Origin of the sequence: Oscillibacter sp. PEA192 (assembly GCF_003574015.1) — a bacterium.
In the GTDB taxonomy this organism is placed as follows: domain Bacteria; phylum Bacillota; class Clostridia; order Oscillospirales; family Oscillospiraceae; genus Oscillibacter; species Oscillibacter welbionis.
Map to the genome: position 1 here is coordinate 3,291,862 of NZ_AP018532.1, position 20,890 is coordinate 3,312,751.

Here is a 20,890-nt window from a genome sequence, read left to right on the forward strand (position 1 = left end):
GCCATGGCAAAGATCGTACTGGCCTCCGGCTCTCCCCGGCGGCAGGAGCTGCTCCAGCGCATCGGCATCACGGACTTTGACATCCGGGTGCCTCAGACAGAGGAGACCTATCCCGCCGGCCTCTCCCCCCGGGAGACGGTGGAGTACATCTCCCGGGAGAAGTCCGACGCGGCCGCCGCTCTCTGCACACCGGAGGAAATCATCATCACTGCCGACACCATGGTGTTTCTGGACGACCAGCGTCTCGGCAAGCCTGTGGACGAGGCGGACGCCCTGCGGATGCTGACGGCCCTCCAGGGCCGCCGCCACACGGTATGCACCGGCGTCACCGTCCGCCGGGGCGGCGAGATCCTGACGGAGAGCGCGTCCACCGACGTGTATTTCCGCCCCGCCGCGGAGGCGGAGCTCCGGGGCTACATCCGCACCGGCGAGCCCATGGACAAGGCCGGGGCCTACGGCGTCCAGGGGCTGGGTGCCCTTCTGGTGGAGCGGCTGGACGGTGACTTTTTCAACGTGATGGGTCTGCCGGTCCTGCGCTTGAGCCGGATGCTGGAGCGGTTCGGCGTCCATTTCTTCTGCTGACCAACGATCAGGAGGGTTTCCTTTGAAGAAATTTTTTCGGGAACACGGCATCTGGGTCCTGTTCGCCACGGCGGTGATCGCCGTGAGCCTGTCCCTCATGTCCTTTTTCTCCAACACCTCCTCTCCCCTGTCCAATCTGGCGGGGATCATCGCCTCCCCCTTCCGGTCGGCCTACACCGCTGTAACAGGCTGGATCACAGACAAGCAGAACTACTATCAGGACGTCACCGCCCTGGAGGAGGAGAACGCCGCCCTGCGGCGGGAAAACGCCATCCTCAAGGCCCAGAACCGCCTGGCTCAGACCAACAATGAGGAAAACGCCCGCCTGCGGGATCTGCTGAACCTGCGGCCCCAGAACTATGACCTGGAGCTGGAGACGGCCTCCGTCACGGAGCGCACGGTCACCAACTGGACCTCCTCCCTGACACTGAACATCGGCACGGATCACGGCGTCGAAGTGAACGACTGCGTCATCGACGAGACGTATGCCTTGGTGGGTGTGGTCAGCGAAGTGGGACTCAACTGGTGCACGGTCCTCACCATCGTGGACACGGACACCTCCCTGGGCGCCCAGGTGTTCCGCACCAAGGACCTGGGGCTGGCGGTGGGGGACTTCTCCCTGATGCGGGAGAACCGCCTGCGGCTGGACTATCTGCCCGCGGACTGTCAGCTGCTGGGCGGCGATCTGGTGGTCACCTCCGGCCTGGGCGGGTATTATCCCTCCGGCCTCTCTGTCGGCACAGTGGAGGAGGTGCAGCTCAGCGACTCCGGCGCCGCCTCCTACGCGGTGCTGGAACCCGCCGCCGACTTTGACAGTCTGGTGGAGGTCTTCGTCATCAAATCCTTTGACATCCAGACCTGATGGGACGGATGTCCCCACCTGTTCGGAAAGGAGGCTCCGGCATTGCTGGCGCGGAATGAAACCATTTTCAAATGGGCCCTGTATGCCGGGGCCACGGCAGTGTTCTTCCTGCTCCAGGGGGCGGTGCTCCAGCGGATCACCCTCTGGGGCGTCATTCCCTTTGTGTTCCCCATCCTGGTGGCGGTCCTGGGTATGTATGAGGGTCCCCTCCCCGCCTCCGTCTACGCCCTGACGGTGGGAGTGCTGTGCGACCTGCTGCTGCCGGCGTCCATCCCCTGCTTTTACACCCTGATCTTTCCCGCGGCGGGGCTATGCGCGGCGCTGATCTCCCAGAGCCTGCTGCCGGCAGGCTTTCTCTGTGGGGTGGTCACCTCCGTGCTCTCCTTCCTCCTCACAGACGCCTTTCACTGTGTCGTGCTGTGGGCCGGGGGGAAAGCCGCCTGGGCTGCGGGGGCCCAGGTCTTCCTGCGGGAGGTCTGCGTCTCCATCCTGCTGGTGGTCCCGGTGGTGTTGCTGTTCTCTGCCGTGTTCCGCCGCACCCACCTGGACGACTGAGAAGGAGGCTGTCTATGGACCATAAGGAAGCCCATCATCTGCGCCTGTATGTTCTGGCAGCCCTGTTTTTCATTGTGGCTGCGGTCTACATCGGGGTCCTGTACGACACGCAGGTGAACAATTACGACTATTACTACGCCAGCTCCGTCCGCAGCATCGCCCGGTCGGAGACCGTGGAGGCCGCCCGGGGCAATATCACCGACCGAAACGGCAAGGTGCTGGTGTCCAGCCGCTCCTCCTACAACCTGACCTTTGACGCCTCCCTGCTGGAGAAGGACGAAGATGCCAACGAGTCCCTCCTGCGGCTGCTGCAGCTGTGTCAGAGCCGGGGGATCAACTGGGTGGATTCTCTGCCCATCTCCCGCTCCGCCCCCTTCGCCTACACCATCGACTCCCTGGACAGCGCCGCCAGGAGCCGCTTTCTCACCTATCTGAAGGATCTGGACGAGGCCGCGAACGCCCTGGCCGCTTATCTGCTGGAGCATCCTGCCCTGCTGGAGACCACGGACGAGGAGGGCAACAGGGAAAACCCCGCCGACGACATCCTGGCGGATGAGGAGCTGGATCAGGCCGGCAAGGCCCAGGCCCTGCTGGAGGAGCTGACCTCCAGTCAGCTGACCGGCGCCATGCTGGAAGGGTCCGGTCTCTCCGCCACGCGGCTGATCGCCCTGATGCGGAAGGATTTCGGCCTCTCCGCCTCTTTTTCCGTGGAGGAGGCCCGGCTGGTGCTGGGCGTCCAGTACGAGATCCGCAGCCGAAATCTCGCCAGGACGGACCCCTATGTGCTGGCGGAGGACATCGACGCGGAGATGATCTCCCTGCTGAACGACGGCGACTACGCCGGAGCCAAGATCACCCCCTCCTCCGTACGGGAGTACGAGACGACCTACGGGGCGCATATCCTGGGGTATCTCGGAAAAATCAACGACAGTGCGGAAAAGGAGGCCCTGGGCGAGGGATATAACTGGAACGACTATGTGGGCAAGGACGGCGTGGAGGCGGCCTTTGAATCCCATCTCAAGGGCACCGACGGCACCCGGGTGGTCTCCCTGAACGAGGACGGCAAGATCACCGGCGAGTATTACTCCAAGGAGCCGGTGCCCGGCAACACTGTGGAGCTGACCATCGACCTGGACCTCCAGCAGGCGGCGGAGGACGCCCTGGCCGCCACCATCACCCGGATGACCGGGGAGGATGGGGATGAGACCCGGGGCGGCGCCGTGGCGGTGGTACAGGTGGGCACGGGGGAAGTTCTGGCCCTGGCCTCTTATCCCACCTATGATCTCTCCACATTCCGACAGAGCAGCATCTACGCGGTTCTCTACAATGACCCTGCCCGCCCCTTCACAAACCGCGCCACCAACGGGACGTACGTCCCCGGCTCCACCATCAAGCCCCTGACGGCCGTGGCCGCGCTGGAGAAGGGGATCATTACTCCCACCCAGGAGATCTACTCTCCCAGCCGGTGGGTCTATCCCAACGACCCCACCCACAGCGGCGCCAACTGCGCCGGCGGCAACCACGGTCTCATCAATGTGACGGAGGCCATCACCAAGTCCTGCAACTACTTCTTCGCGGAGATGGGATACCGAATGGGCATGGACACCTTCCGGGAGTATCTGCAGGCCTTCGGCCTGGGAGAGCACACCGGCATTGAGATTGGTGATTACGCCGGTACCTTGCCCAGCAATGAGGCGGGCCACGACCAGACCCCCTGGGCCACCTTCGGCCAGGCCAACCAGCTCTACTCACCCCTCCAGCTTGCCAACTACATCGCCACACTGGCCTCCGGCGGACAGCACTGCAAGGCCCACCTGCTGAAGGCCGTGAAATCCTATGACAATACGGAGGTCCTGGCTGTGGGCGACACGGCGCCCACCAACGTGGTCTCCATGCAGGATTCCACGCTAGAGGCGGTGAAAAAGGGCATGCTGGGCTACACCCAGCCCGGCGGCTCTGTTTACAATGCCTTCCGGAACTGTGTGGTCACTGCCGGCGCCAAGACCGGCACCTCCGAGCTGGGCGGCAACCAGACCGAAAACGGCGTCTTCGTTTGCTTCGCCCCTTATGACGATCCGGAGATCGCCGTGGCCATCGTCATTGAGCACGCCACCTGGGGCTCCAATCTGGCCACCACGGGCGTGGATATTCTCAACGCTTACTTTACCGCCGACGAGACCGGCAGTGCCGTCACCGGCGAAAACCAACTGCTTCCGTAAGGAGACGCATCCCCATGAGCGAACCCTTTGTCTTTGATCCCCGCTGCGACCTGTGCAAGGAGCCCTTCGGCGCCGTCCCCTGCGGAACGGCGGTCACCTTTCACTGCCGCCCCCTGGCCACGGAGGGCTTTTCCCACTGCGCACTGGTCCTCTCCTGTGAGTTTTCCGGGACGCAGCGGGAGCAGGAACTACCCCTGGAGGGCTTCGCAGGCGAGCGGCTTTGCTTTTCCGGCACACTGACCGCGCCGGAGCTGCCCGATCTTCTCTGGTATCACTTCCGCTTCTGGCGGGAGGACGGCACCGGCTGTCTGCTGGACAAGACCGGCTACCGCAGTGACGGACAGGCCGTGTCCTGGCAGCTGACGGTCTACCAGGAAAGCCGTACGCCCGGCTGGTTTGGGGCAGGTGTGACATACCAAATTTTTCCAGATCGTTTCTGCCGTCTGGCACTCGTGGACTCTGCGGGTCTGGTTGGACGGCGCTGGGTCCACGAGGACTGGGATGACACGCCGGAGTGGCGGCCGGATCCGGATGGGGAGATCCGCAACCGGGACTTCTTTGGTGGCACTCTGGCGGGGATCACGTCGAAACTGGACGATTTGAAGGCCCTTGGTGTCACCACGCTGTACCTCTGCCCCATTTTCGAGTCCGCCTCCAACCACCGTTATAACACAGCGGACTATACCCGCATCGACCCCATGCTGGGCACGGAGGCCGATTTCCGCGCTCTCTGCGCCCAGGCCCGACAGCGGGGGATGCGGGTGATTTTGGACGGCGTGTTCAACCACACCGGATCCCAGAGCATGTACTTCAATGCCGATGGCTATTACCCCACTTTGGGCGCAGCCCAGAGCCAGGATTCTCCCTGGTACAGCTGGTACCGGTTCCACCACTGGCCGGATTCCTACGACTCTTGGTGGGGCATCCGCACTCTGCCAGCGGTGGAGGAGTCCTCTCCCTCTTATGTGGATTTCATCATTGACGGCAAGGACTCCATTATCCGCCGGTGGCTGCGTGCCGGAGCTTCCGGCTGGCGACTGGATGTGGCGGATGAGCTGCCGGACTGGTTTCTGGAGAAGATCCGCGCCGCCATGGAGGAGACGGCCCCTGACAGCATCCTGATCGGCGAGGTGTGGGAGGACGGCTCCAATAAAATCGCCTACTCCCAGCGGCGGCGGTATCTGCTGGGCAGTGAGACCCACGGGCTGATGAACTACCCCTTCCGCACGGCGCTGCTGGCCTATGTCTCCGGCGGGGATGCCGATGACTTTCGGGAGGCCATGGAGACCCTGCGGGAGAACTATCCTCCGGCGGCCTTTTACTCCGCCATGAACTTTTTGGGCACCCACGATACCCCCCGCATCCTGACGCTGCTGGGTGCGGACCGAACGCCGGACACCAAGGCGGAGCGGGCCTCCTACCGGCTTTTGCCCCGGGAGCGGGCAGCGGGCATCGCCAAGCTGCGGCTGGCGGCGCTGGTGCTGTTCACCTTCCCCGGCTCTCCCATGATCTATTACGGGGATGAGGCCGGGATGGAGGGCTTTGAGGACCCTCTGAATCGGGGAACCTACCCCTGGGGCCGGGAAGACCGGGACCTGCTGGCGTGGTTCACCCGGCTGGGTGCCCTGCGGAATGCGTATCCAGCCCTGCAGTCCGGCACCATCTCCTGGCTCTACACCGCAGGTCCTTTGTTGATTTTTGCCCGGCAGAACGGTGACCAGCGGCTGACCACAGCCGTCAACGCCTCACCGGACTCCCACACTGTCACACTGCTGTGGGAAGGCGCTGGCCCCACTGATCTCCTCACCGGAGATACTCTTCCCTGTTCCGGCGGTGTTCTGCACTTGCAGCTGCCGCCCTGGGGCTGCCGTCTTTTGCTGTGACCGGCTGCGGATGTTTCACGTGAAACATCCGCGGCTCTTTTTCTGCCGTTTGTTTCACGTGAAACATTTTCTCTTCCTTTTCTCTGCTTTTCCGCTTTTCTCCTTGCAACGGCCGTCCACGCTTGCTATAATAAATGAGCATAAGCATTTCTACCTTATTGGGTATTTTCAGAAAGTAGGTGCCCACGTGGCAAAAACCATTGCGATTGTGAATCAAAAAGGCGGCGTGGGGAAAACAACCACCTGTGTGAATCTCGCCGCGGCCTTGACGGAGGCCGGGCAGCGCATCCTCCTGTGTGATTTTGATCCTCAGGCCAATTCCACTTCTGGAATGGGCGTGGACAAGACGGTCTCCAAGGGAATCTACGATGCCCTGATCGGCGAAGTGCCGGTGGAGGCCGCCCTGGTGCACACCAAATACGGCGATGTTCTCCCCTCCAACAAGGCGCTGGCCGGCGCCGGGATCGAACTGATCGGCATGGAGCGCCGGGAATTCCTTCTGCGGGACGCGCTGGACAAGGTAAAAGATCGCTACGACTTCCTGTTCATCGACTGCCCCCCCTCTCTGGAACTGCTGACGCTGAACGCCCTCTGCGCCGCGGACGCCATCCTGGTGCCGGTGCAGGGCGAATACTACGCTCTGGAGGGCCTCAGTGACCTGATGAACACGGTGCGGATCGTCCGCAGGTCCCTGAATCCCCGGCTGGAACTGGACGGCGTGCTGCTGACCATGTTTGACGGGCGGACCAATTTGGCCTTGCAGGTGGCGGAGGAAGTGAAGCACTACTTCCCCGGCAAGGTCTATGCCACTGTGATCCCCCGGAACGTGCGCCTCAGCGAGGCGCCCAGCCACGGCAAGCCCATCACCGCCTATGATCGGACCTCCCGGGGCGCGGAGGCCTACACCGCCTTTGCGGCGGAGTTTCTGAAAAAGCAAAGCGCCTGATTCTCTGGAAAGGAGCGTTCCCATGGCATCCAAGAAACCCTCCGGCCTCGGCCGGGGTCTCGGCGCCCTGCTGGGCGACGACGTATTGAAGGCGGAGAGCACCGGCAGCCTGTACCTGCCCATTTCCCAGGTGGAAAGCTGTTCCTCCCAGCCCCGCAAGCACTTTGACGAGGCATCCCTGGCAGAACTGGCCGACTCCATCCGAGAGCACGGTATCATCCAGCCTCTTACCGTCCGGAAGCTGGCCTCCGGCTACTATCAGATCATCGCCGGAGAACGGCGCTGGCGGGCTGCGCGGCTGGCGGGCCTTCAGGAAGTGCCCGTCATTGTCATGGAGGCCGATGACCGCAAGGCCGCCGAGCTGGCCATGATCGAAAACCTCCAGCGGGAGGATCTGAACCCCATAGAGGAAGCCGCTGGCTTCCAGTCCCTGATGGAAACGTATCACATGACCCAGGAGGAGGCCGCGTCCCGAGTGGGCAAATCCCGCAGCGCCGTGGCCAACGCGCTGCGGCTGCTGTCCCTGACGCCGCCGGTGGCCAAGCTGGTGGAGGAGGGAAAGCTCTCCGCCGGTCACGCTCGGGCGCTGCTGCCCCTCTCCCCCGCCCTGCAGGAAAACGCCGCTGGCGCCGTGATCTCCGGCGGCCTCTCTGTCCGCCAGACGGAGGCCCTGGCCAAGCGGCTGAGTCTGGAAAAGCCGGAAAAAGCCCCCGCGCCGAAGGGAATCGACTATGCCGCGGAGGCGCAGAAGGAGTTGAGCTCCAAGCTGGGCCGGGGGGTGCGGATCGTCACCGGCCGCAAAAAGGGCCGGATTGAGCTGGAATACTACGGCATTGACGACCTCAACGACCTGCTGGAGGCCCTGGCGATGCTCCGGGCAAAGCAAACGAAAACCCCCTGATTGGGAAAGGATGATTTGCCATGAAATTTGAAAAACGCAGCGGAGACGAAGCGGAGACACCCTCCTCTGCTCCGGAGGAAACGCCCTCCACCGGGAAAAAGCCCGTTGTCATCTATATCATGATCCTGTTCATCGTGGCCTTTCTGCTGATGGCGCTGTCCTTTCTAATGCACCAGCGGAGCAACTCCGAGGTGCTTGGGGAGCTTCAGGACTCCGTCACTGCCATGCAGGAGGTACAGGCCACGCAGGACGCCCTGCTGGACCTGCAAAACCAGCTGGATGAAGCCCAGACCACCATCGACGCGCTGGAGTCCTCCGCAGAGGAAACTGACGCCGCCTTGGCGGAGGCCCAGCGGGAGAACCAGGCACTGCTGGCTCTGTACACCATTCAGCAGCAGTATTCTGCGGGAGATCTGGCGGGCTGTCAAGCCAGCATCGACGCCTTCGAGGCGTCTGAATACCGGGACGCACTGCCTGAGACTGCTGAGGAGGGTGTCACCCCTCCCTCCCAGCGGTATGCGCAGCTGAAGGAAGCGGCAGAGGCCCGTTGAGCAGTCAACGGCTGGCCATTGTTTCACGTGAAACATGCAACATCAATAAATTGAGGAGAGAATCATCATGCTGGATATCAAATTTATCCGGGAGAATCCGGATGCCGTCCGTGAAAATATCAAAAAGAAGTTTCAGGATGCCAAGCTTCCCCTGGTAGACGAAGTCCTGGACCTGGACTCCAAGCGCCGGGCCGCCATTGCGGAGGCGGATCAGCTCCGCTCCAACCGAAACACACTCAGCAAGCAGATCGGCATGCTGATGGGCCAGGCCAAAAAGGACCCCGCCAAGCTGGCGGAGGCCGAGGCTGTCAAGCAGCAGGTGAAGGAACAGGCGGACCGCTTGGCAGAGCTGGAGAAACAGGAGACGGAGCTGGAGGAAAAGCTCCATCACAATATGCTGCTGATCCCCCAGATGATCGATTCCTCCGTGCCCATCGGCAAGGATGACAGCGAAAATGTAGAGGTCCAGCGGTTCGGAGCATGTGAAGTCCCCGACTTCCCCATTCCCTACCACGTGGATATCATGGAGTCCTTCAACGGCATTGACCTGGATGCCGCCGGGCGGGTCTCCGGCAGCGGCTTTTACTACCTGCTGGGCGACATTGCCCGGCTCCATGAGGCGGTGCTGGCCTACGGCCGGGACTTCATGATCGACAAGGGCTTCACCTACTGCATCCCCCCCTTCATGATCCACGGCAACGTGGTGGAGGGCGTTATGAGCCAGACAGACATGGACGGCATGATGTACAAGATCGAAGGGGAGGACCTGTACCTGATCGGCACCAGCGAGCACTCCATGATCGGCCGGTTCATTGACCAGATCCTGCCGGCTGAGAGCCTGCCCCAGACCCTTACCTCCTACTCCCCCTGTTTCCGCAAGGAGAAAGGTGCCCACGGCATCGAGGAGCGTGGCATCTACCGCATCCACCAGTTTGAAAAGCAGGAGATGATCGTAGTCTGTAAGCCCGAGGAGTCCAAGGACTGGTATGAGAAGCTGTGGCGGATGTCCGTGGAGCTGTTCCGCTCTCTGGATATTCCGGTGCGGCAGCTGGAGTGCTGCTCCGGCGACCTGGCAGATCTAAAGGTCAAGTCCTGCGATATCGAGGCCTGGTCTCCCCGCCAGCAGAAGTTCTTTGAGGTGTGCTCCTGCTCCAATCTGGGGGACGCCCAGGCCCGCCGTCTGCGCATCCGCTATAAGGATGAAAATGGCAAAATGCAGCTGTGCCACACCCTGAATAACACCTGCGTGGCCCCGCCCCGGATGCTGATCGCCTTCCTGGAGAACAACCTCCAGGCCGACGGCACTGTCCGCATCCCCCAGGTCCTGCGGCCCTATATGGGCGGCAAGGAATTACTGGTCCCCGCGAAAAAATCCAATTTGTAATTTTTCGTTTTATTTATACAAATCGTTGAACCCGTTTTCAGCCGTTGGAGCGGCGCGCAGCCCTGCTCCGGATCATTCGGTGCCCCTCCAGCGGCTCCATTCGGGTCAAATCTCTGAAAGCCTTGGGCTCCAATGGTTACAGTATACGTACACAGGTGCCCATTCATTTCACACAGGAGAGTCCCATGACTGAACTTACCAAAAAGACCACCGGCTTCCTGGCGGAGTTTCGCCAATTCATTGCCAGAGGAAATGTGCTGGATATGGCGGTGGGCGTCATCATCGGCGGCGCCTTCGGCAAAATTTCCACCTCCCTGGTCAACGATATCCTGATGCCCCTGCTCTCCCTGCTCACCGGCGGCGCGGACTTCTCCCAATGGCAATGGGTCCTGCGGGAGGCGGTGTATGACGCCGGCGGCAACGAAGTGCGCGCCGCTGTTGCCATCAATTACGGCTCTTTTCTCTCCACTATTCTGGACTTCCTCATCATCGCCTTTGCGGTCTTCTGCCTCATCAAAGCTATCAACCGCTTCCACCGAAAGAAGGAGGCCGCTCCTCCTCCCCCGCCCCAGCCCTCGCAGGAGGAAGTGCTGCTGGCGGAGATCCGAGACCTGCTGAAGGAGAGGACATGATGGAACAGCGCCTGCAATCGGGTCTTGCCGCCCTGAACCTCCCTGTGGAGGGAATCCCTGCTCTGGTCCGGTATGGGGATCTGCTGATCGAGACCAACAAGGTGATGAACCTCACCGCCATTACGGACCCGGAGGATGTGGCCACTCTCCACTTTTTGGACAGCGCCGCCCTGCTGACCCTGGAGTCCTTTTCCGGGAAGTCCGTGGTGGACGTCGGCACCGGTGCCGGTTTTCCCGGTCTGCCCCTGCGGGTGCTGGAGCCCTCCATCCGCCTGACGCTGCTGGACTCCCTGAACAAGCGCATCCAGTTCCTGGAGACGGTGTGCCGGGAGCTGGACCTCCCCGATGTGGCCTGCGTCCACGCCCGGGCGGAGGAATTTGCCGCGGAGCACCGGGAAACCTTTGATTTAGCGGTCTCCCGGGCAGTGGCGGCCCTGCCGGTGCTGTGTGAGCTGTGCCTGCCGCTGGTAAAGCCCGGCGGGAAGTTCCTGGCCATGAAATCCGTGGAGTCAGACGCGGAGCTGGCCGCCTCACAGCACGCCATTGCGATCCTGGGCGGCGCCGTGGAGGCGGTCCGGGACTATGCCATCCCCGGTACAGATGTGCGCCACCGGCTGATCGTGGTGGAAAAAGTGAAAAAAACTCCGGAAAAATATCCGAGAATGTTTGCAAAAATCAAGAAGAATCCCTTATAATACATTTGTGAGCAGTTGAAAGGAAGTGCCGCCTGATGACGTCTCCAGGACAGTGCATTGCCGTCGCATCCGGAAAGGGCGGCACCGGAAAGACCTCCTTTACGGCGGGTGTAGGCGCGGCTCTCGCCCTATCCGGCCGGCGGGTGCTGTGCCTGGACTGCGACATCGGTCTGCGGAATCTGGATCTGGCCCTGGGCCTGTCGGACCGGACGCTGATGGACTTCTCAGACGTGGCGCAGAACCGCTGTTCCCTGGAACTGGCCGCTGTGGAACACCCCAAGATCCCCGGCCTTTTCCTGCTGACCGCGCCGGCGCGTCCCCATGGTCGCCCGGTGACGGAGATCCAGATGGCAGATCTGCTGCGGGAGGTACGCAGGCGGTTTGACTTCTGTCTGCTGGACGCACCTGCGGGCCTGGGGCGGGGCTTTCAGCTGGCCACCTGCGCCGCGGACCGCTGCGTGGTGGTGACCACTGCGGACGCCTCCTCCCTGCGGGACGCCCAGCACACCGTCATGGAGCTGGATCGCTTCCCATCAGGCGCCCTGCACCTGGTGGTGAATCGGGTGCGCAAAAAGCTGCTGCGCCAGCTCCACGCCACCATTGACGATGCCATCGACAAGGCCGGCCTGCCGCTGCTGGGAGTGGTCCCCGAGGATGACGCCCTGCCGCTGTGTATGAACCGGGGTGTGCCCATCCTGCTGGCGGACGGCCAGAGCGCCGCGACTGCCTACCGCAACATTGCGAAACGCCTCCAGGGGGAACGGGTCCCCCTGCTGCGGATCAGATAGAGAAAGGAGTCTTTCATGAACATCGCCCTCATGTCCCACGACAACAAGAAGGAGCTGATGGTGCAGTTCTGCACCGCCTACGCCGGCATCCTGTCCCACCACAACATTTACGCCACCAACACCACTGGCCACATGGTGGCCGACGCCACGGGCCTGAATGTCCACTGCTTCCTGTCCTACGCCCACGGCGGCAGCCAGCAGATCGGCGCCCGGATCGCATACAACGAATTCGACCTGGTACTCTTCTTCAACGACCCCAACAACGAGGCTATGGTGGGAGATGTTTCCTATATCTCCCGGCTGTGCGACCAGAACAACATCCCCTTTGCCAGCAATCTGGCCACGGCGGAGGCGCTGGTACTGGGTCTGGCCCGGGGCGATTTGGACTGGCGCTGCATCGTCAATCCCTCCAACCGTCCCATCGCTTGACATTTTTCCCCAAAGCGCATACAATCACCCTGTTGATTCATTTGCACCGCGCGGATGCCGCAGCAGTACTCCAATCGCCGGCCCCACAGAGAGGGGCGCACCGCTGAGAGCGGCCCGGCCGGCCTGGACGAAGGACAGCGGCGGAGCGGGGGCGGAGACGCCCACGGCACCCTCCCCGTAGCACAGGAGGCAAAAAGGAGGCTCTATAGGCCTTGAATTTGGGTGGCACCACGAAGCGGAATCGCTCTCGTCCCAAAGCCGCGGGACGGGAGCGTTTTATCATTTTGCGCCCGCGGTGCATCCCGGGCAGCGACCCGCATCCCACGAAAAAGGAGTTTTGACGATGGCTAAAATGACCCCACGGACACTGTCCGGCTTTATGGAACTGCTGCCCGGACCACAGCAGCAGATGGAGCGGATCATGGAGATCCTCCGCCGTACCTATTCCCTCTATGGCTTTACCCCCCTGGACACCCCGGTGATCGAGTCCAGCGAGGTACTGCTGGCCAAGGGCGGCGGCGAGACGGAGAAGCAGATCTACCGCCTCCAGAAGGGCGACGCGGATCTGGCACTCCGGTTCGACCTGACGGTCCCCCTCGCAAAGTATGTGGCCCTCCACTACAACGACCTGACCTTCCCTTTCCGCCGGTATCAGATCGGCAAGGTGTACCGGGGTGAGCGGGCCCAACGGGGCCGCTTCCGGGAGTTCTATCAGGCGGACATCGACATCATCGGAGATGGCAGGCTCTCCATCATCAATGAGGCAGAGATCCCCGCCATCATCTACAAGACCTTCTCCACCCTGGGACTGAAGCGGTTCCAGATCCGGGTGAACAACCGGAAGATCCTCAACGGCTTCTACGCCATGCTGGGCCTGACGGAGAAATCCGGCGACATCATGCGCACCGTAGACAAGCTGGACAAAATCGGGCCGGAAAAGGTGAAGGCCATCCTCACCGGCGACCTCACCGTGGCTCCGTCCGACGCCGACGAGATCCTGAAGTTTATCGCCATCTCCGGCGGAAACGACGCCGTTCTCTCCGCTTTGGAGGGCTACCGGGGCCGGAACGAAATCTTCGACCAGGGTCTTGAGGAGCTGAACACGGTGGTCCGGTATCTGGCGGACTTCGGCGTCCCGGCGGAGAATTTCGCCGTGGACCTGACCATCGCCCGGGGCCTGGACTACTACACCGGCACCGTCTACGAGACCACCCTGCTGGATCACCCCGAGATCGGCTCCGTCTGTTCCGGCGGCCGGTACGACAATCTGGCGGAGTATTACACGGACCGCCAGCTTCCCGGCGCGGGCATCTCTATCGGCCTGACCCGGCTGTTCTATGTGCTGGGAGAACAGGGTATGCTGAATCCGGACCTGCCCACCGCTCCGGCGGATGTGCTGATCCTGCCCATGACGGAGGACCTGTCCGCTGCCATCTCCCTGGCCACCCTGCTGCGGGAAAACGGCATCCGCGCCCAGCTCCACTGCGAGGAAAAGAAATTCAAGCAGAAAATCGCCTATGCCGACAAGCTGGGCATCCCCTATGTGATCTTTCTGGGGGAGGACGAGATCAGCTCCGGCGTGGTGGCCTGCAAGGACATGGCCACCGGCGAGCAGACAAAGCTGGAACCCGCCGCCACCGTCTACCGCATTAAGGCGGGTCTCGCGGAACGGGAAAAGGGCACCGTCATCCAGGAGTAATTCCCTGCCCCACAGAGATACTTTAACGCCGAATTTCACCTGTGGAGACAACCAAATCGCATCTCAAGCAGTCCAAGCAGAAATATTTTCTATAAAAAATACAAGCAGTATTTACTAGAGGTGTTTCTATGAAGAACCGGAAGCGTGTCTGGGTGCCTTTGTTGGTCCTGCTGCTGGTCGCCGCGATCCGGTACAGCCGCCCGGTAACATTGCCGGACCTGCTGAAGGACCAGGAACTCCAAGAGATCAACGTCCTGATCCGCTCCCTGGGGGACTGGGCCCAGGAGCCAGAGACCGCCACGGTGTCGGTGCCCCTCACTTCCCCAGAGGGGGCGGCCCTGCTGGAACAGCTCCAAGACCTCTCCTTCTGCCGTTCTCTGACAGACCCTCTAATCAAGCCCCTTGCTCAGGCGGTGAATGCCAGCCATGGGTCCGTCTCTTATGAGTCGGGAGACTGGATGTTCTCCCTCTCCCTCGCCGGTACAGATGGCGATTTTGCTGTGCTGAACTTTACCGTCCGGGAGTGGTCCTATGCTGCTCCGGGACAGGCGGACTTCTACGGCTGCACCGTCCCGGACGGAGAGGCCGTTGGCAGGGGCCTTGGGGAACAGCTCTGGGCTCTGGCAGCGAAATATGATCTCAATTCGTAATATTTTTTATATAAATTTCTATTTGTAATCACATTTCTACACAGAAAGGAATCCACAATCATGACACAGAATCGCACCCATACCTGCGGAGAGCTGCGGCTCTCCGACGCCGGCAAGGCCATAAAGATCTGCGGCTGGCTGGAAAACCTCCGGGAGGTAGGCAGTGAGCTGGCCTTCGCCGTGGTCCGGGACTTCTATGGCACCACTCAGGTGGTGGCGGAGACCGCCGACATGGTGGCCCTGCTGAAGTCCATCAACAAGGAGTCCACCATCTCCGTGGAGGGCACCGTCCGGGAGCGGGACAGCAAGAACGCCAAGCTGCCCACCGGCGAGATCGAGGTGGTGCCCGGCAAAATTGAGGTGCTGGGCCGCTGCCAGCACAACGAGCTGCCTTTCCCCATCAACCGCAGCCGGGAGGCCGACGAGGCCACCCGCCTGAAGTACCGCTATCTGGACCTGCGGAACCCGGCGGTGAAGAACAACATCATCCTCCGGTGCCAGGTAGTGGCCGCCCTGCGGCAGGCCATGACAGAGCATGGCTTCCTGGAGATCACCACCCCCATCCTGACCGCCTCCTCCCCGGAGGGTGCCCGGGACTATCTGGTGCCCGCCCGGAACCACCCCGGAAAGTTCTATGCCCTGCCTCAGGCACCCCAGCAGTTCAAGCAGCTGCTGATGACCTCCGGCTTTGACCGGTACTTCCAGATCGCCCCCTGCTTTCGGGACGAGGACGCCCGGGCGGACCGCTCCCCCGGTGAGTTTTACCAGCTGGACATGGAGATGGCCTTTGCCTCTCAGGATGACGTATTTGCCGTACTGGAGGACGTGCTGCCCCCCATCTTTGCCAAGTACGGCAAATACGACCGGGCCAGCTCCGCGCCCTTCATGCGTATCCCTTACACCGAGGCCATGGAGAAGTATGGCTCCGACAAGCCGGACCTGCGCATCGACCTGACGGTGCAGGACGTCACCGGCCTGCTGGGCGCCTGCGGCTTCGGCCCCTTCGAGGGCAACGTGGTGAAGGCCGTGGTGGTCAGCGATTTCCACGAGACCCGGAAGTTCATCGACAAGACCCTGGCGGATGTGGAGGTGGTCTCCGGCGGCAAGCCCTACTGGTTCCGCCTGGACGAGAACGGTGAGATTGTGGGCGGCATCGCCAAGTTTGTCCAGCCCATCAAGGAGTCTGTGGTCTCTGCCCTGGGTCTGAAGCCCAACGACTTCGTGGCCCTGTCCGCCGGCAAGCTGGGCGCTGCCCAAAAGACCGCCGGCACGCTGGTAAAGACTCTGGGCGCCGCCGTCCCCGGTCACATGGACAAGGAGCAGTACGCCTTCTGCTGGATTGTGGACTTCCCCATGTACGAGATCGGCGAGGAATCCGGCGAGCTGGAGTTCTGCCACAACCCCTTCTCCATGCCCTCCGGCGGGCTGGAGGTCCTGCTGAAGGCGGAGCGGGGCGAGATCGATCCCCTCAGCATCACCGCCGACCAGTATGACCTGGTGTGCAACGGCGTGGAGCTCAGCTCTGGAGCGGTCCGGAATCATGACCCGGAGATCATGATTAAGGCCTTTGAGATGGTCCGGCTGGGCGAGGAGGACGTAAAGGCCAAGTTCCCCGCCATGTACAACGCCTTCACCTACGGCGCGCCGCCCCATGCGGGCATTGCCCCCGGCGTGGATCGCATGGTGATGCTGCTGGCCGGGGAGGACTCCATTCGGGAGATCATCCCCTTCCCCATGAACAAAAATGCCCAGGACGTGATGATGAGCGCCCCCAGCGAGGTCACGCAGAAACAATTGGACGAGCTGCACATCGCCATCGTCAAGCCCCAGGACTGACCTGTAAATCCGGAATAAAAAAGAGACGGACCGCATTTCTGCGTTCCGCCTCTTTTTTTTCCACTTTCCGGCATCATCCCACGCATACCACCTTCATGACTCCGGAGGTCAAAGCCTGTCAAACCGCTGGCCCTGGGTATTGCACCAGAAATGGTCCTCCGCCAGACCGGAGACGTAATAGGTCAGCGGCCCGGAGAAATCGCCGGATTCGTGGATATCTATCTCCAACGACGGACACCAGCCCATGCCGCCGCGGTCCCGCAGCCGGGCAGAAAAGGCCGTTTCCCCATAGTAGTCCAGGTAGGGGATTACCACCCGACAGGTGCCGCTCTGGAAGATCAGCAGCTCCTGCAAGGTGCTGTCACACCAGATGCCGTCAAACGCAGCCAAATCCGCAGGCCAGGCAGAGGGCTCCTCCTGCCAGAGCGTGGTCTCCGTCCCCAGAAGCCTGGTGAAAAAGGGGGACAGGGACCGGACCGCCGCCCGGTAGGTCTCTTCTCCCAGCTCCGGCGCCTCACCTGCTTTCCGCAGGCTGTCCGCCCTGTCCAGAACCGCTGCAAATGCCACTGCGGAGGCTGCCGGTTCCGCCTCCATCTCCTCCAAAAGGGCCAGGACCACGTCCTCCTCCGGGATCGTCTGTCCAGAGCCCGCCCAGTCCAGCAGGGTCCGTGCCGCCGTCTCCGGTGTCTCCTCCAGCACTTGTACAGCCACCATCTCCCAGGTGGTCTCCGAGACCGTCCCCTCCCCCTGGGGACTCCCCAGCAGGGCGATCATTGCCATCAGTAGAGCCGCCATCCGCATGTTGTCACACGCTCCCTTCTATTTTTGCCAGCATACCACGGGGTCCGTTTGGATTCCACCACAAATCAGTAACAGTCTTTTCTTTCGGGCCTGGATGTGATACACTTCATATCATCACTCCACAGCAGAAAGGAGCTCTTATGAAACGACTTTTTACAATTCTGCTGGCTGTCCTCTCCCTGTTGAGCCTGACTGCCTGCGGCGGCTCCCCCACAGAGGAGACTTCCCAGGAACCCTTAGTGGACATTCAGCCCCAGGAGCCGGAGGCGCCCCCGGAACCCACGCCGGAGGAACTGGCCGCCCAGGAGGTGGAGGACCTGCTTGCCTCCCTGACCCTGGAGGAAAAGGTCGGCCAGCTGTTCTTTGTCCGGGTACCCGACACAGACGCGGTCTCCGACGTGAGCACCTATCATCTGGGCGGCTACATCCTCTTCGGCCGGGATACGGCGGACAAAACTGCCGATGCTTTGATCCAGACCATTCAGAGCTATCAGGACGCCGCGGCTGTGGACACCGGAATCCCGCTGCTGATCGGCGTGGACGAGGAGGGCGGCACGGTGGTGCGGGTCAGCTCCAATCCCCATCTGCGGGCCTCCAAGTTCCCCTCTCCTCAGAAAGCTTATGCCTCCGGCGGCATGGAGGCCGTGCTGGCAGATACCCGAGAGAAGGACCTCCTTCTCTCCGCCCTGGGCTTCAACGTGAACCTGTCCCCGGTGGCAGATGTGTCCACCAACCCCGCCGACTTTATGTATGACCGCACCTTCGGCCAGGATGCGGCCGCCACAGCGGACTATGTGGCCCAGGTGGTCTCGCAGATGGCGGAGGACGGTATGGGCAGCGTCCTCAAGCACTTCCCCGGCTATGGGAACAATGTGGATACCCACACCGGTATCGCCGTGGACCAGCGGCCGCTGGAGTCCTTCACGTCCTCCGACTTCCTCCCCTTCCAGGCGGGTATGGAGAGCGGCGGCGGAAAGACCGCTGTGCTGGTCTCCCACAATATCATGACTGCTGTGGATGGAGATCTCCCCGCCTCCCTGTCCCCGAAGGTCCACGGCCTGCTGCGGACGGACCTGGGCTTTGACGGCGTGGTGATGACCGATGATCTGGCCATGGAGGCAGTTGCAGCGTACAGCGCCGACGGGGCCGTGGCGGTGATGGCCCTGGAGGCGGGAAACGATCTCGTCATCACCACCGACTACCGCACCCAGATCCCCAAGGTCCTGGAGGCGCTGGAAAGCGGCGCCCTGTCCGAGGAGACCATCGACACCGCCTGCCGCCGGGTGCTGACCTGGAAGCAGAATCTGGGGCTGCTGTAACATACCTCCCGGTCCCATCCCCTGACGAAAGGAAGTTTTCCACATGGAAACGGAAAAACTCTATTACCAAGATCCCTACCTCACCGCCTTCACCGCCCGGGTGCTCTCCTGTGAAAAATCCAAATCTGGCTGGGCCGTAGTGCTGGACCGCACCGCCTTCTACCCGGAGGGGGGCGGACAGCCGGCGGACCACGGCACTCTGGGCGCAGTCCAGGTCACGGATGTCCATGAAACAAAGGGCGTGATTTTCCACACCTGTGACGGCCCTGTGGAGATCGGCACCCAAGTGGCGGGGGCCGTTGACTGGCCCCGCCGGTTCGACCACATGCAGCAGCACTCCGGGGAGCACATTCTCTCCGGCCTGCTGTGCTCGCTGTACCACTGTGACAACGTGGGTTTCCACCTGGGGGCCGACACGGTGACCATCGACTACAATGCCGAGCTGACCTGGGAACAGGTCATGGCCGCGGAAAAGGCCGCCAATGAGGTGATCTGGCAGGACACTCCGGTGGACATCACCTTCCCCGCGCCGGATGCGCTGGCCCGTCTGAACTACCGCAGCAAGAAAGCGCTTACCGGCCAGGTGCGGATCGTGGCCTTCCCCGGGGCGGACTGCTGCGCCTGCTGCGGCACCCACGTGCGCCGGGCCGGTGAGGTGGGGATTATCAAGGTCCTCTCCTGCCAAAAGTTTCGGGAGGGGGTGCGGCTGGAGATTCTCTGCGGATCGCGGGCCTACCGGTATCTCTCCCAGGTATACGACCAGGACCGCGCCGTGGCCCAGCTGCTGTCTGTAAAACCCCAGGACACCCTGGCCGCCGCAGAACGGCAGGCGGAGGAGCTGGCCGCCGCCAAGCAGCGGATGACGGAGCTGGAGGATCAGCTCTTCTCCCTCCGGGCCCAGGCCCTGACAGACCGGGGAGATCTGCTGCTTTTGGAGCCCCCCACGCGGCCGGACGGAGCCAGAAAGCTGGCAGACGCAGCCGCAAAGGCCTCCGGCGGTCTGGCGGCGGTGTTCGCGGGAGCGGAGTCCTCCTACGTCTATGCCCTTGTCCAGGCCGATGGGGCGGACATCTCTCCCCTGGTGAAGCGGCTGAACGCCGCTCTTTCCGGCCGGGGTGGCGGGCGGAACGGCTTTGCCCAGGGCAGCGTGCAGGCGGACCGGACCGCCATCTATGACTTTTTCCGCAAGGAGGGGATTGAATGTCCTACGTGCTGATCGAACAGAATCTTGAGGAAGAGGACGAGCCCCGGTTCATCTACGCGGAACTGGACAGCGGGCGCCGGGAGGTCCGGCGGGTGGAATTCTACCCCAATGGCCTCTGCTTTGCCTACGGCGGCGACTACGGCCGGGAGGAGGCTCTCTCTCCTGCCCCCTACCCGGAGGACCTGCGGACGCTGAACCGCCCCGGGGAAGTCACCGCCCGCGCCATCACTCCGGCCGCGTTTTGGGAGATCTGGGGACAGGCCCAGGAGCGGCCGGACGGCTTTATGGGGATGTTTGCCTGATGAGAAGAAGCATTTGTTTTGCCGGGGGCTGCTTCTGGGGCATGGAGGCCCTGTATCGCCGCCTGCCCGGCGTACTGGATGTCACCGCCGGCTATGCCAACGGAGACACGGCAGATCACGCCAACTATGACGATGTCTGCACCGGCCGCACCGGCTTCCGGGAGGCGGTGCAAGTGGCGTATGAAGACGGGACTGTCTCCCTGCCCCACCTGCTCTTTGTCTTTTTTGCCGCCATCGACCCGGAGACTCCCAACCGTCAGGGACCGGACGTGGGCAGCCAGTACCAGACCGGCGTATACTGGATGGACCCGGCGGACGAGGGCATCATCCGCTCCATCGCTGCCCTGGAGGCCGCGGCCGTTCCCTTCTTCGCCGTGGAGCTGAAGGCCCTGGCATGTTTCTATCCAGCGGAAGAATTCCATCAGCGGTATCTGGAAAAGCACCCACGGGGCTACTGCCACGTGGCCCCCTGGAAACTGGCCGCCCTGCCGGACTTCCCCTTTTCCACAAAGACCTATACCCGTCCCGCAAAAGAGCTGCTGCAGACCTGGAAAGAAGCCGGAGAAGTGTCTTTCTGACGGGCGGGGGAAACTCTGTTTTCCACAGGCTGACCATATTTGTGTAAATAAAAGCGCCGCAGGCGGATGCCTGC

At 62.2% G+C, this 20,890-nt stretch carries 21 protein-coding genes; 20 read left to right on the plus strand and 1 reads right to left on the minus strand.

What is annotated here, in order from left to right; genetic code table 11:
• Window positions 1–3: 3 nt before the first annotated feature.
• From DN611_RS16250 to aspS, 16 genes are all read left to right on the plus strand, one after another.
• Window positions 4–582, plus strand: a complete 579-nt coding sequence (locus DN611_RS16250; RefSeq protein WP_021751181.1) for a Maf family protein — start codon at window positions 4–6, stop codon at window positions 580–582.
• A gap of 22 nt (window positions 583–604) precedes the next feature.
• Entirely contained in the window at window positions 605–1,444 is an 840-nt protein-coding gene (gene mreC / locus DN611_RS16255; protein WP_021751180.1) for a rod shape-determining protein MreC, read from the plus strand.
• A gap of 42 nt (window positions 1,445–1,486) precedes the next feature.
• Window positions 1,487–1,999, plus strand: coding sequence for a hypothetical protein (locus DN611_RS16260; RefSeq protein WP_021751179.1), 513 nt, complete (start codon window positions 1,487–1,489; stop codon window positions 1,997–1,999).
• A 14-nt stretch (window positions 2,000–2,013) separates the two neighbouring features.
• Window positions 2,014–4,218, plus strand: a complete 2,205-nt coding sequence (locus DN611_RS16265) for a penicillin-binding transpeptidase domain-containing protein (RefSeq protein WP_119311857.1) — start codon at window positions 2,014–2,016, stop codon at window positions 4,216–4,218.
• 14 nt (window positions 4,219–4,232) lie between these two features.
• The gene (locus tag DN611_RS16270) at window positions 4,233–6,101 is read left to right on the plus strand and encodes a glycoside hydrolase family 13 protein (protein ID WP_119311858.1); all 1,869 of its coding nucleotides are present in this window, start codon (window positions 4,233–4,235) and stop codon (window positions 6,099–6,101) included.
• Window positions 6,102–6,288: 187 nt separating this feature from the next.
• The gene (locus DN611_RS16275; protein WP_036636898.1) at window positions 6,289–7,047 is read left to right on the plus strand and encodes a ParA family protein; all 759 of its coding nucleotides are present in this window, start codon (window positions 6,289–6,291) and stop codon (window positions 7,045–7,047) included.
• 22 nt (window positions 7,048–7,069) lie between these two features.
• Window positions 7,070–7,948, plus strand: coding sequence for a ParB/RepB/Spo0J family partition protein (locus DN611_RS16280; protein ID WP_021751175.1), 879 nt, complete (start codon window positions 7,070–7,072; stop codon window positions 7,946–7,948).
• Between the two features lie 20 nt (window positions 7,949–7,968).
• Window positions 7,969–8,499 (plus strand): hypothetical protein, encoded by a 531-nt coding sequence (locus DN611_RS16285; protein ID WP_021751174.1) that lies wholly within the window; start codon window positions 7,969–7,971, stop codon window positions 8,497–8,499.
• Between the two features lie 67 nt (window positions 8,500–8,566).
• A complete protein-coding gene (serS, locus tag DN611_RS16290) occupies window positions 8,567–9,883 on the plus strand; it encodes a serine--tRNA ligase (RefSeq protein WP_021751173.1) in 1,317 nt (438 codons plus the stop codon).
• 185 nt (window positions 9,884–10,068) lie between these two features.
• Window positions 10,069–10,515: a large-conductance mechanosensitive channel protein MscL gene (gene mscL, locus DN611_RS16295; protein WP_021751171.1), complete on the plus strand. Its 447-nt coding sequence runs from the start codon at window positions 10,069–10,071 to the stop codon at window positions 10,513–10,515.
• A complete protein-coding gene (gene rsmG, locus DN611_RS16300) occupies window positions 10,512–11,210 on the plus strand; it encodes a 16S rRNA (guanine(527)-N(7))-methyltransferase RsmG (protein ID WP_256264602.1) in 699 nt (232 codons plus the stop codon). The genes mscL and rsmG overlap by 4 nt, the downstream gene beginning before the upstream one ends.
• Window positions 11,211–11,245: 35 nt before the next feature.
• Entirely contained in the window at window positions 11,246–11,998 is a 753-nt protein-coding gene (minD, locus tag DN611_RS16305) for a septum site-determining protein MinD (RefSeq protein ID WP_021751169.1), read from the plus strand.
• A gap of 15 nt (window positions 11,999–12,013) precedes the next feature.
• Window positions 12,014–12,427, plus strand: coding sequence for a methylglyoxal synthase (locus DN611_RS16310; RefSeq protein WP_021751168.1), 414 nt, complete (start codon window positions 12,014–12,016; stop codon window positions 12,425–12,427).
• A 343-nt stretch (window positions 12,428–12,770) separates the two neighbouring features.
• A complete protein-coding gene (gene hisS, locus DN611_RS16315) occupies window positions 12,771–14,126 on the plus strand; it encodes a histidine--tRNA ligase (protein ID WP_119311859.1) in 1,356 nt (451 codons plus the stop codon).
• A gap of 128 nt (window positions 14,127–14,254) precedes the next feature.
• The gene (locus DN611_RS16320) at window positions 14,255–14,776 is read left to right on the plus strand and encodes a hypothetical protein (protein WP_119311860.1); all 522 of its coding nucleotides are present in this window, start codon (window positions 14,255–14,257) and stop codon (window positions 14,774–14,776) included.
• Window positions 14,777–14,836: 60 nt separating this feature from the next.
• Entirely contained in the window at window positions 14,837–16,612 is a 1,776-nt protein-coding gene (aspS, locus tag DN611_RS16325; protein WP_119311861.1) for an aspartate--tRNA ligase, read from the plus strand.
• 108 nt (window positions 16,613–16,720) lie between these two features.
• Here the strand turns inward: aspS and DN611_RS16330 are convergent, their stop codons facing one another.
• Entirely contained in the window at window positions 16,721–17,413 is a 693-nt protein-coding gene (locus DN611_RS16330) for a hypothetical protein (protein WP_119311862.1), read from the minus strand.
• 140 nt (window positions 17,414–17,553) lie between these two features.
• Between DN611_RS16330 and DN611_RS16335 the strand changes: the two genes are divergently transcribed.
• The 4 genes from DN611_RS16335 to msrA are packed head-to-tail and all read left to right on the plus strand — an operon-like array spanning window position 17,554 to window position 20,816.
• Window positions 17,554–18,732: a glycoside hydrolase family 3 N-terminal domain-containing protein gene (locus tag DN611_RS16335; protein ID WP_021751161.1), complete on the plus strand. Its 1,179-nt coding sequence runs from the start codon at window positions 17,554–17,556 to the stop codon at window positions 18,730–18,732.
• Between the two features lie 43 nt (window positions 18,733–18,775).
• Window positions 18,776–19,948, plus strand: coding sequence for a serine-tRNA(Ala) deacylase AlaX (locus DN611_RS16340; RefSeq protein ID WP_025543895.1), 1,173 nt, complete (start codon window positions 18,776–18,778; stop codon window positions 19,946–19,948).
• Window positions 19,933–20,238, plus strand: coding sequence for a DUF6881 domain-containing protein (locus DN611_RS16345; RefSeq protein ID WP_021751158.1), 306 nt, complete (start codon window positions 19,933–19,935; stop codon window positions 20,236–20,238). The genes DN611_RS16340 and DN611_RS16345 overlap by 16 nt, the downstream gene beginning before the upstream one ends.
• The gene (gene msrA, locus DN611_RS16350) at window positions 20,238–20,816 is read left to right on the plus strand and encodes a peptide-methionine (S)-S-oxide reductase MsrA (protein ID WP_021751157.1); all 579 of its coding nucleotides are present in this window, start codon (window positions 20,238–20,240) and stop codon (window positions 20,814–20,816) included. Before DN611_RS16345 ends, msrA begins: the two co-directional genes overlap by 1 nt.
• Window positions 20,817–20,890 lie beyond the last annotated feature (74 nt).